We start from the raw sequence: 11,811 nt of genomic DNA on the forward strand, positions 1-11,811 counted from the left end.
TAGCGATGCGAGGACGTGACGAAGAAACCGGCGAATACTTCAGCCCCAGCCGCAGCGAGCAGCGCCGCGCGGCGCTGGACGTGCTGGAACTGGGCGGGCAACTGGTGGCGCTGAGCGCCGCCCAGCTGGCGCGGCTGCCGGTGCCGGAGGACCTGCTGCCGCACATCCGCGAGGCGCAGCGGATCACCGCGCACATCGCCCACAAGCGGCAGCTGGCGTTCCTGGCCAAGCAGATGCGCAAGCTGGACGCGGGCGTGCTGGACGCGATCCGCGACGCCATGCGCAAGGACGGCGAGGCCGCGCGCCGCGAGACCGCGCTGCTGCACCGCGCCGAGGCGCTGCGCGAGGCGCTGCTGGGCGACGACGGCGACGCCGCGCTGACCGGCCTGCTGGCCGCGCACCCCGGGGCCGACCGCCAGAAGCTGCGGCAGCTGGTGCGCAACGCGCATGAGGAGCGTGCGAAGAACAAGCCGCCGCGCGCGTTCCGCGAACTGTTCCGCGAACTGCGCGACCTGCTCGCGCAGGACGCCGCCGCGCCCGGCGAGGACGCGGGCGGCGGATTCGACGAAGAAGGCGAGGACGGCCACGCCTGATCAGCCCGCCTGGGTGCCGCCCACGGTGATCTCCGAGATCAGCAGGGATGGCTGGCCCACGCCCACCGGCACGCTCTGGCCGTCCTTGCCGCAGATGCCAACGCCATCGTCCAGCGCGAGGTCGTGGCCGACCATCGCCACCTTCTGCATGGTCTCCGGGCCGTTGCCGATCAGGGTGGCGCCCTTCACCGGCGCGGTGATCTTCCCGTCTTCGATCAGGTAGGCCTCGGTGGCGGAAAACACGTACTTTCCGCTGGTGATGTCCACCTGGCCGCCGCCGAAATTGACCGCGTACAGGCCTTTCTTCACCGAACGGATCATCTCCTCCGGGTCATGCGTGCCGGCGCGCATGTAGGTGTTGGTCATGCGCGGCATCACCAGGTGCGCGAAGGATTCGCGGCGGCCGTTGCCGGTCGGCGCCATGCCCATCAGGCGTGCGTTGAGCGTGTCTTGCATGTAGCCGACCAGCACGCCGTCCTCGATCAGCGTGGTGCAGGCCGTCGGCGTGCCTTCGTCGTCGATGTTGAGCGAGCCGCGGCGGCCGTCCAGGGTGCCGTCGTCGACGATAGTCACGCCCTTTGCCGCCACCTGCTGTCCGATGCGACCGGCGTAGGTGCTGGTGCCCTTGCGGTTGAAGTCGCCCTCCAGCCCGTGGCCCACCGCCTCGTGCAGCAGCACGCCCGGCCAGCCGGCGCCGAGCACCACCGGCATCGTGCCGGCCGGTGCATCGACCGCCTCCAGGTTCACCAGCGCCTGGCGCAGCGCCTCGCGCGCGAACTTCTCCGGCTTGCCGTCGGCCAGCAGCTCCGCGTAGGAATAGCGCCCGCCGAAGCCGGCGAAGCCCGACTCGCGGCGGCCGTGCTGTTCCACGATCACCTGCACGTTCATCCGCACCAACGGGCGTACGTCGCCGGCCAGCACGCCGTCGCTGCGCGCCACCAGCACGGTATCGACGCCGCCGGTCAGGCTCACCATCACCTGTCTGACGCGCGGATCCAGCGCGCGCACCAGCGCATCCACCCGGCGCAGCGCCTCGACCTTGGCGGCGTTGTCCAGCGCATCGACGGGATCGAGCGCCGGATACAGCATGCGCCCGCCGGTGCGCTGCAGCGCGTGCGCGCCGTGGGCGCGGCCGTCGCGGGCAATCGCACGGGCGTTCTGCGCCGCCTCCAGCAAGGCCGGAAGCTCCAGCACGTCGGTGTAGGCCAGCCCGGTCTTCTCGCCGCTGATGGCGCGAACGCCCACGCCCTGCTCGATGCTGTGGCTGCCGTTCTTGACGATCCCGTCCTCCATGCTCCAGGCCTCGCGGCGGGCGTGCTGGAAGTACAGGTCGCCGAATTCCACACCGGGCCCCAGCAGGCTGGCGAAGGCGCGCTCCAGCGCGGCGTGGTCCAGCCCGGCGGGGGCAAGCAGTCGGGATTCGGCGATGGCCAGTGCGTTCATGCGGGGAACCTTCGGAAAGTCTGCAGGGGATATGGCGACGCGCGGGCGGGGATCAATCGCCGCGGCCGTCGGTGGTGGTCGCGGCCTCCTCGCGCTTGGCCACCACCTCGACCTTGGGCGCGCTCCACGGGCCGGTGACCCGGTAATGCTTGGCGCCGATGTCGCGCATGGGTTTGTCGAAAACGGCGTTGGCGACCGCGCCCACCGCCGCACCCACCGGGCCGGCGGCCAGCGCCCCGACCGCGGTCAGCAGGCCGGCGGACTTGGGCTCCACATCGACGTACTGGTCGAAACGCTCGTTGCGCAAATCGGTCTGCCCGCGCACCAGGATGACCGCGGCCGGGCCGCGGATGGTCAGGTTGTCGGTATGCAACACGCCATCGGCGATGCGCGCATTGCCCTGGATGCGGTCGAAGGTGAAGCCCTTGCTGAAGAAATCACTGAAATCCAGCATCAGCCGCCGCCGCAGCTGGGCCACGCCAAGCAGGCCGAGCACGCGCCCGGCGCCCGGCTCCAGTTCCAGCAGGCGCCCGTCCTTCAGGTCCAGCGCCAGGGTCGCATCGAGATTGGCCGGGACGAAGTCCTGTGGACCGCCGCGCCAACTGGCTTCCAGCCCGAGCTTGCCGTGCCCGCCGCCGATCTGGCCGCCGAACCCGAGCGCGCCCAGCAGGGCGCCAGCATCGTCGCTGTCCACGTCCAGCCGGAACTGGCTGCGCTGGGCCGCGCCCTGGCCCAGCCAGCTGCCGCTGCCGCGCAGGCGCTGCTTGCCGCCGCTGGTGCTGAACTCGTCCATCCGCAATCCGCCCGCCGCGGGCGTGCTGCGGAAGCGCGCGCGCCCCATCGGCACCCCGCCCAGGCGCAGGTCGGCCACGTCGATCTGCAGCGGCGGGATCGCGGCGGGATCCACCCCGTCGCCCGCAGGCGCGGCGGCCGGCGCGGCGTCCGCTTCCGCCGCCGGCAGGGCCCAGTACAGGCGGTCGAAGCGGCCGCTGACGGGCACGCCATGCGCCTGCGGCACCTGCAGGCTGCCATCCAGCCCCGGCGCCTGCACCCGCATCGCCAGCGCGCCGGTCACCGGTGCCAGTTGCAGGTGGGCATCGCCGAAGTCCGCGCCCAGCAGGCGCAGCTGCGCAGCCTGCACGTCCACCCGCTGCAGGGGCGGGCCCTCGCCGCGACCGCTGCCGAGTACGCCCAGCCAGCCCAGCGCGTCCAGCCGCGTCGTGCGGCCTTCCACCAGCAGGCCGTTGGCCGGCGGCGCCCCCACCGCGCCGCCGCCCAGCAGCAGGCGCACGCCGGTGCGCCCGCCCGCGCTGCGGCTGCGCAGGGCGAGCACGTCGCCCAGGCTGACCGAAACCTCGCCGTTCTCCAGCGGCAGCTGCAGCTGGAGGCTGGCCGGCAGCGCCTGCGCCGCCGGCTTGTCCAGCGGTGCGGGCAGGTCGAAGCGGGTGCCGACCAGCGAGGATTGCAGGCGCAGACGCGCCGTGCCCGGGGCCGCGCGCGGCACGTCCAGCTCGGTGGTCCACGCCGAACTGCCGCGTACGTAGGGCTTGAGCCACTCCAGGTTGCCGGCCCTGTCCAGCAGGGCGTCGATGTCGGCGCTGGCCTGCAGCTGCGCCTCGAACGCCTGCGCCGGATCGCGCACATGCGGGCCCGAGCGCAGCGACAGCAGCCCCGGCACGCCGTCGTGGCGGACCTGCAGGCCTTCCGCCTGGAAGCCGTCGTGGTCGAAGCGCACCGTCCCGCGCACCTGTTCGAACGTGAGCTTGTACTGGCGCTCCAGCAGGCGCACGCCGGCCAGCGCCACCTGGCCGTCGATCACCGGTGCCGGGGCGTCGTGGTGCAGCGGCAGCCGCATGTGCAGGCTGGCCTGCGCCGGACCGGACGCGGTCAGTGCGTCGAGGGTGGCGGCGTTGTCCTTGCGCAGCGGGCTCGCGCGCAGCAGCGCTAGGAACTGCCCGGCATCGCCGGCGGCCTCGGCATCCACGGTCAGGTCCGGCTGGTGGAAGCTGGCGATGCCGGCGCGCAGCGTGGTCACCGGCACCCCGCCCAGGCGGGCGCGCCCGTCCACACTGAAGCCATCGGCCACGAACGCAAGGTCGGCATCGAGGTGCTCGGCCGCCGGCCAGTCCGGGCGGAACTTGACGGTGGCGTCCTGCACCTTCGCCTGCACCCGGAACACGCCGGCGCCGGCCAGCCCGGGCGCGTCGCGGAACGGCCAGTCGTCGAGGTCGCCGGCCACCACCGCATGGATGTCGCGCAGCTGGCCGGCGCGCAGCGCGCCATCCAGCCATTCCACCGTCGCCTTCGGCATCAGGTAGTGGACCCAGAAGCCACGCGCATAGGTGATCGGCACCTCGCCGATGTCGGCCGCGATGTCCAGGTGCGGATGGCTGCCGTCGCCCTGGAAGCCGATCCCGCCGCGCGCCCGGACCTGCAGCGGGCCGCCGCTGATCGCCAGCCCCGGGGTCTGCGCGTCCCAGCCGTTGCCGTCGCGCCAGGCCACCGCCTCGCCGTCGAGGGTGAAGGCATGCGGCACGCCGAACCCGGCCGGCCAGTCGAACACCACCTGCGCGCCGGGATCGAAGCGCAGGCGCAGCCCGTCCTGGTCGGCCAGCAGCCAGCCCCCGACCCCGCGCAGGCCCGGCGCATTCCCGACCGGCTCGAAGCGCAGGCCGCTGGCGCGCAGGCGGGCGCGCAGGCGGCCCTGGCCGTCGGCGGCGAACTCCACCTCGTCCAGCGCACCGGCCGGGCGCGCCGTGCGCAGCCAGTGGCGCAGCCCGGGCGGCAGCGCATCGCCCAGCGCCGCCAGCTGCAGCAGCGGCTGGATGTCCACGTGCGCCGCGCGCAGCGCAAGGCCGTGGCCGCCGGCCAGTGCCAGCCCGCCCATCTGCTGCTGGCCGATACGCAGGCGCGCGGCGCGCGCCTGCCAGGCATCGATGGTGCCGGCCCAGGCCGCATCCAGCGCCACCGGCCCGAGGGCCTGCACCGGCGCCGGCTGGCCCGGCCCCAGCGCGCGGCCGCGCAGGGCCACGCCTTCGAGGTCAGCCACCGCGCGAATCGCCACCACCCGCAGGCCCTTCAGCGTGGCCCAGGCCTGGGCGCGGCCGTGCCCGGCCTGCGGCGCGATCCCGCCCCAGGCAAGCACACCGGCGAGTTCGGCCAGGTCGGCCTGGCGGCTGCCGGCATACACCCGGCCATCGCCGCTGGCGCGGTCCAGCGTGCCGGCCACGTCCAGCGGCTGGCCGGCGCGGTGCAGCCAGGCGCGCGCACCGGCATCCACGCGCGCGCCGCTCACGCGCAGGCGCAGGTCGATCCGCGGCACGCGCACGTCCACGCCCAGCTCCGGCGCCAGCACCCGCAGCCGCGCCTGCGCCAGCTGCAGCTCGCCCAGCTGCGACAGCGTGTCCAGCGGGTTGCTATCGGTTTGCTGGCCGGGCAGGCCGCGCACATGCCATTGCCCGTTCGCATCGCGCTGCAGGGTCAGGTCCAGCCCGCGCAGGCGCAGCTCGGTCAGCGAGCGTCCCGGCAGCCAGCCGGTGTAGGGCGCAACCAGCAGTTCGGCATCCCCGATCGCCAGCGGATGCGCGCCTTCGCCCACCCGCAGGTTATCCAGCCGCAGCAGCGGCCCGCGCCGGGTCCATTCGGTGCTCACGCGGTCGAACGCCACCGGATGGTGCGCGCGCGCGCTCAGCCAGGCGGCGATCTGCTGCGGATGCTGCTGCAGCAGCGGCAGCAGCTGGCTGGCCACGGTCACCACCAACGCCACCGCCAGCAGCAGCAGTGCCAGCGCATACCAGGCGCCACGGCGCAGCAGGCGCAGGCGGTGGCGCCAGGGCATGCTCATCGCGCCGCGCCCCGCGTGCAGCGGGAGGGAATGCGCTCAGAGCAGCACCACATCGAACTGCTCCTGCAGGTACTGGGCATCGGCCTGGAAGCGGATCGACTTGCCGATGAACTCCTCCAGCTCGGCCACCGCGTTGGATTCCTCGTCGGTGATCCGCGCCACCACCTTGGGCGAGGCGATCACCAGCAGCCGCGCCGCCTCGAACTGGCGCACCGCGCGCACGATCTCGCGGAAGATCTCGTAGGTCACGGTCTCGGCGGTCTTGACCATGCCGCGTCCGCCGCATTCGTGGCAGGGCTCGCACAGCTGGCGCTCCAGCGAATCCACCGTGCGCTTGCGGGTCATCTCCACCAGCCCCAGCGGCGAGAAGTCGTACACCGTGGTCTTGGCGTGGTCCTTGGCCAGCGACTTCTCCAGCGTGCGCAGCACCTGCCGGCGATGCTCGGCATCGTGCATGTCGATGAAATCGATGATGATGATCCCACCCAGGTTGCGCAGGCGCAGCTGGCGCGCCACCGCCTGCGCCGCCTCCAGGTTGGTGCGGAAGGCGGTTTCCTCGAGGCTGCGCTGGCCGAGGAAACTGCCGGTATTGACGTCCACCGTGGTCATCGCCTCGGTCTGGTCGATCACCAGGTAGCCACCGGACTTCAGCGGCACTTCCTTGTCCAGCGCGCGCTGGATCTCGTCCTCCACCCCGTACATGTCGAAGATCGCACGCGCGCCGGTGTAGTGCTCGATCTTGTCGGCCAGCGCGGGCATGTAGCGCGCGGCGAACTCGCGCAGGCGCTCGCAGGTTTCGCGCGAATCCACCCGGACCCGCTCCACGTCGCGCCGGATCAGGTCGCGCACCGCGCGCAGCGGCAGGCTGAGGTCTTCATAGAGGCACTCACCGACCGCTGCCGTCGCCGCCTTGCGCTCGATCTGCTCCCACACCCGCCCCAGATAGCCGATGTCCTCGGCCAGCGCCTCGGCCGGCTGCTCTTCCGCGTTGGTGCGCACGATGTAGCCATTTCCGGGGGCACCCACGGCGAGTTCCTGCACCAGCGCCTTCAGGCGCGTGCGCTCGGCCTCGTCCTCGATCCGCGCGGAGATGCCCACCACCTTCGAGCGCGGCAGCAACACCAGGTAGCGCGAGGGAATGCTGATCTGGGTGGTCAGGCGCGCGCCCTTGCTGCCGATCGGGTCCTTCACCACCTGCACCACGATCTCGGCGCCGTCGCGCAGCAGCTCGGTGATCGGCACCTGCACCTGCGGCGGGGCCAGCGGCGGGGCATCGGCATCGCCCGTGCCCAGCGGCGCGCCGCGGAAGATGTCGTTGACGTGCAGGAACGCGGCGCGCTCCAGGCCGATGTCCACGAACGCGGCCTGCATCCCAGGCATCACCCGCTGCACCTTGCCTTTGTAGACGTTGCCGACCACCCCGCGCTGGCTGCCGCGCTCGATGTGCAGCTCCTGCAGCATGCCGTTTTCGACCACCGCGACGCGGGTCTCGCGCGGGGTGACGTTGACCAGCAGTTCCTCGCTCATGCCGGCAGCAGCCCGAACTGGCGCAACAGGCCGGCGGTGTCGCGCAGCGGCAGGCCCATGACCCCGGAATAGCTGCCGTCCAGCCGCGCCACGTGCATCTCGAAGCGGCCCTGGATGGCGTACGCGCCGGCCTTGCCCTGCCATTCGCCGCTGCCGAGGTAGCGCGCGATGTCGGCCTCGGACAACGCATCCAGCGTGACCCGGGTCAGCGATGCCGCCTGTGCCTCGCGGCCGGCGCCGACCAGCGCCACCGCGGTCAGCACCTCGTGGGTGCGGCCGGACAGCGCGCGCAGCATCGCCGCCGCCTCGCCGGCATCGGCCGGCTTGCCGAACACGCGGTCCTCGAGGATCACCTCGGTGTCCGCGCCCAGCACCACCGCGCCGGGCGCGCCCAGCACCTTCAGCAACCCGGCGCCGGCCTTCTCGCGCGCCACCCGGCGCACGTAGTCGAACGCGGGCTCGCCCGGCGCCTGCTGCTCGGGGACGTCGAGATCGAGGAGGCCGAAGTCCAGCCCGAGGCGGGACAGCAGTTCGGCGCGGCGGGGGGAACGCGAGGCAAGATGCAGCATGGCCGGAAGTCTAACCCGTGCCCGCCGGCCAACCGCACCCGCGCACCGAAGGCCGGCTGGCGGCTCACCGCCCGTTCACCCCCGGCATGCGAAAGCTTTGCGCCAACCATCCCGGGAGCCTTCCATGACCCTGCGTCCGCTGTTGCTCGCCCTTGCCCTCGCCGCCGCCCTGCCCATGACCAGCCACGCCCAGTCGCCCGCCACCGCCCCGTCCGCGCCCGCCGCGCAATCCACCCTACTGTCGGTATCCGCCAGCGCCGAGGCCAGCCGCACGCCGGACATCGCCACCCTCTCCACCGGGGTGGTGACCCAGGCCACCGACGCCAACGCCGCGATGCGCGACAACGCCCAGCGCATGGACCGGGTGATGGCGGCGCTGCGCGCGGCCGGGATCGCCGAGCGCGACATCCAGACCAGCGGCATCAACCTCAACCCGCAGTACAAGTACGTGGACGGCGCGCCGCCGACGATCACCGGCTACCAGGCCAGCAACACCGTCAACCTGAAGGTGCGCGACCTGGCGCGGCTGGGCAAGGTGCTGGACGCGCTGGTGGCGCAGGGTGCCAACCAGATCAACGGCCCCAGCTTCGGGATCGACAAGCCGGAGGCAGCGCTGGAGGAGGCGCGCATCGCCGCGGTGCGCAAGGCGCAGGCGATGGCGCGCACCTATGCCGACGCGCTCGGCCTGCGGGTGCTGCGGGTGGTCAGCATCAACGAAGGCGGGGCCACCCCGCCGCGACCGCTGCCGGTGATGCGGGTCGCCGCCGCGCCGATGGCGATGATGGAGAAGGACACCGCGGTGGCGATGGGCGAGAGCAGCGTCTCGGTCAGCGTGGAGATGGTGTTCGAACTCGGGCGCTGACGCCGCGCATCCCGCGCCCCGCACCTTTCGCAGCACGACGCCCGCCCTGTGCGGGCGTCGTCGTTTGCGGCCGGGGCTGCGGCCACCGCCTGCCTGAATCGGGACGCAACCGGCGGCGCGCGCCCCATTGCCGGCAGGCGTCCCGCCGTCGCAGCGTAGGGGCGTGCAGGCCGCCACGTGCCGCACGCGTCGTGGTTCCCCGTTCGCGCCGACCGAAGGAGATCGACCATGATCCAAGCCCATCCCGCTTCCGCCCTGCCCGCCGCCCGCCCGCGCCTGGATGCCGCGCGCGTGCTGACCCTGAGCGCGACCCTGGTCCTCAACCTGCTGCTGTTCGGGCTGCTGATGATGCCGATGGCGCTGCCGCCACCGCAGCTGCCCGCCACGCAGCCGCGCACGCCGCAGTTGCGGATCATCCCGCGCACGCCGCCGGTGGTGGAGGTCACGTCCTTGCCGCAGCCGGCACCGCCGCCGACGGCCACGCCCGTGCAGCCGCCGGCGCGGGCGAACATGCACACCCAGCCCGTGTCCGACCCGGCACCGGTGATCCGCAGCGATGCCGGCCCGGTGCAGGCGGCGGACGCTGGCGCGCGCACCGACGCCGACCCCGGCATCGACGCAACCCCGCCTGGTCCGGCCGCGCAGCCGATGCAGCTGGCCTACCTCAGCGCCCCCGCGCCGACCTATCCGCGCGCGGCCTTGCAGCGTGGGCTCGCCGGCACCGTGCTGCTGCAGGTACTGGTGGACGTGGATGGCCGCCCGCTGGAGGTGACGGTGGCGCGCAGCAGCGGCTACCGCGAGCTGGACGACGCCGCGCGCACGCAGGTGCTCAAGCGCTGGCGCTTCCAGCCGGCGCTGCAGGGCGGCCAGCCGGTGCAGGCACTGGGACTGGTGCCGGTGGAGTTCAGCCTCAAGCGCTGATCGCGCTGCTTTCTCCCCCGCCCCGCGCGCCACCTGCACGCGGGGCGGGGCTGTAGGCAACGGCGGGCCGCGATCACCCGCCGCATATGCAGCCCGCGCATACCGGCATGGCGGCGCATCCTTTCCCGGCGCGCGGCGGCGCGCCTAGCCTGCGGCGGTCTTCCTGCCCGACGTCCCACCATGCCGCCGTCCGCCCTGCCACTGCCTGCACCGCTGTCCGGCGAACAGGGCGCGCTGCTCGCCCGCTTCGCCGATACCGCGCCCCCCGCGGCCCTGCTGTGGGCCTCGGGCTACCTGGCCGGGCTGGCGCGCGCGCCGCTGGCGGCCGCGATCGCGACGGATGCCGGCAGCGCCCAAGCCGCCGATCCCGCCGGCGCCCACGCACCGGCACCGGTCGCGGCCACCGTGGTGTACGGCAGCCAGAACGGCAACGCGCGGCGGGTGGCGGAAGCCCTGCATGCCGCGCTGCAGGCGGCCGGGGTGCCGGCGCGCCTGCTGCGCGCGGACGCCTACCCGCTGCGCGCGCTGGCCACGGAGCGCCTGCTGTACGTGGTGATCAGCACCCAGGGCGACGGTGACCCGCCGGACGACGCGATCGCCCTGTGCGAGTTCCTGCACGGCAAGCGTGCGCCGCGCCTGCCGCAGCTGCACTACGCGGTGCTGGGGCTGGGCGATTCCAGCTATGCCGATTTCTGCGGCGTCGCGCGCCGACTGGATGCGCGCCTGGCCGAACTCGGCGCCACCCGCGCGCAGGCGCTGGGCGAAGCCGACCTCGACATCGACGCCGTGGCCGCGCCGTGGCAGGCGCAGGCCCTGGAACGGGCGCAGGCGCTGCTCACGCCCGCACCCTCCCCCGCGCCGCAACCGGCGCTGGCCAGCGTCACCCCGCTGCGTCCGCCGTCGGCGCAGGAGCGCGCGCGGCCGCAGGCGTTTGCCGCCGAGGTGCTGGCCAACCAGCGCATCACCGGCCGCGAGTTCAAGGGCACCGGCTTCCGCCGCTACCAGGAGCCGGAGCAGGACGTGCGCCACATCGAACTGGCGCTGGACGGCAGCGGCCTGGACTACGCGCCGGGCGACGCGCTGGCGATCCACCACCACAACCCGCTGGCGCTGGTGGACGCGGTGCTGGACGCCACCCGGCTGGATGGCGATGCCGAGGTGGCGCATGCGGACCGGCGCCTGCCGCTGGCGCGCTGGCTGGAGCAGGAACGCGAGCTGACCCGGCTCTCGCGCCCGCTGCTGGCCGCGCTTGCGGAACGCGCCGGCGCCGCCGACCTGCGGCGCTTGCTGGACGGCGATGGCGACGGGCTGGCCGCGCTGCTGCGCGACCACCAGGTGATCGACGTCCTGCGCCGCTGGCCGGCGGACTGGGATGCCCCGGCGCTGCTGGCCGCGCTGCGCGCCCCCGCGCGGCGGCTGTATTCGATCGCCTCCAGCCGCACGCGGGTGGGCGAGGAGGCGCACCTGGCGGTCGCCGTGGTGCGCTACGCCGCGCACGGGCACGACCACCTCGGCGCCGCCAGCGGCTTCCTCGCCGGGCTTGCGGCGGGCACGCAGGTGGAGGTGGCGCTGGCGCCGAACGAACGCTTCCGCCTGCCCGGGGATGGCGACCGCGACCTGCTGATGGTCGCCGCCGGCACCGGCATCGCCCCGTTCCGCGGCTTCGTGCAGGAACGCGCCGAGACCGGCGCGCGCGGCCGCAACTGGCTGTTCTTCGGCGCACGCAATCCGCGCACCGGCTTCCTCTACCAGGCCGAATGGCAACAGGCACTCCAGCGCGGCGAGCTGCACCGGCTGGAACTGGCGTTCTCGCGCGCGCAGCCCGAACGCATCCACGTGCAACAGCGCCTGCGCGAGCACGGCCGCGCGGTGTACGCCCGCCTGCAGGAGGGCGCATACCTGTACGTGTGCGGCGCCACCGCGATGGGCCGCGACGTGCACGCGGCGCTGCTGGAGATCGTGGCGGATGCAGCGGGATGCGATGCCGACGCCGCCGCCGACTACCTGGCCGCCCTGCAACGCGACGGGCGCTACGCCCGTGACCTCTACTGA

The 11,811-nt window shown here is 73.5% G+C and carries 8 protein-coding genes; 4 read left to right on the plus strand and 4 right to left on the minus strand.

Annotated features, from left to right (window positions below):
- The first annotated feature begins 5 nt into the window (after positions 1-5).
- Positions 6-593: a ribosome biogenesis factor YjgA gene (gene yjgA, locus EDC34_RS02660; RefSeq protein WP_114960083.1), complete on the plus strand. Its 588-nt coding sequence runs from the start codon at positions 6-8 to the stop codon at positions 591-593.
- On the opposite strand, the gene tldD is transcribed toward yjgA, so the two are convergent.
- From tldD to EDC34_RS02680, 4 genes are read right to left on the minus strand one after another with little or no spacing between them, the layout of a single operon-like run.
- The gene (gene tldD, locus EDC34_RS02665; RefSeq protein WP_114960084.1) at positions 594-2,036 is read right to left on the minus strand and encodes a metalloprotease TldD; all 1,443 of its coding nucleotides are present in this window, start codon (positions 2,034-2,036) and stop codon (positions 594-596) included. It abuts the gene before it with no gap.
- 52 nt (positions 2,037-2,088) lie between these two features.
- A complete protein-coding gene (locus EDC34_RS02670) occupies positions 2,089-5,880 on the minus strand; it encodes a YhdP family protein (protein WP_114960085.1) in 3,792 nt (1,263 codons plus the stop codon).
- Between the two features lie 36 nt (positions 5,881-5,916).
- Positions 5,917-7,407, minus strand: coding sequence for a ribonuclease G (rng, locus tag EDC34_RS02675; protein ID WP_114960086.1), 1,491 nt, complete (start codon positions 7,405-7,407; stop codon positions 5,917-5,919).
- Entirely contained in the window at positions 7,404-7,976 is a 573-nt protein-coding gene (locus EDC34_RS02680; protein ID WP_114960087.1) for a Maf family protein, read from the minus strand. Before EDC34_RS02680 ends, rng begins: the two co-directional genes overlap by 4 nt.
- Positions 7,977-8,100: 124 nt before the next feature.
- Between EDC34_RS02680 and EDC34_RS02685 the strand changes: the two genes are divergently transcribed.
- The 3 genes from EDC34_RS02685 to EDC34_RS02695 all read left to right on the plus strand — a co-directional run bounded on the left by EDC34_RS02685 (position 8,101) and on the right by EDC34_RS02695 (position 11,811).
- On the plus strand, positions 8,101-8,838 hold the full coding sequence (locus EDC34_RS02685; protein WP_114960088.1) for an SIMPL domain-containing protein: 738 nt from the start codon (positions 8,101-8,103) through the stop codon (positions 8,836-8,838).
- Between the two features lie 228 nt (positions 8,839-9,066).
- Complete coding sequence (locus tag EDC34_RS02690) at positions 9,067-9,759, plus strand: energy transducer TonB (protein ID WP_114960089.1); 693 nt, start codon at positions 9,067-9,069, stop codon at positions 9,757-9,759.
- Between the two features lie 180 nt (positions 9,760-9,939).
- Positions 9,940-11,811: a diflavin oxidoreductase gene (locus tag EDC34_RS02695; RefSeq protein ID WP_114960090.1), complete on the plus strand. Its 1,872-nt coding sequence runs from the start codon at positions 9,940-9,942 to the stop codon at positions 11,809-11,811.

The sequence above is a fragment of the Thermomonas haemolytica genome (assembly GCF_004346265.1).
In the GTDB taxonomy this organism is placed as follows: domain Bacteria; phylum Pseudomonadota; class Gammaproteobacteria; order Xanthomonadales; family Xanthomonadaceae; genus Thermomonas; species Thermomonas haemolytica.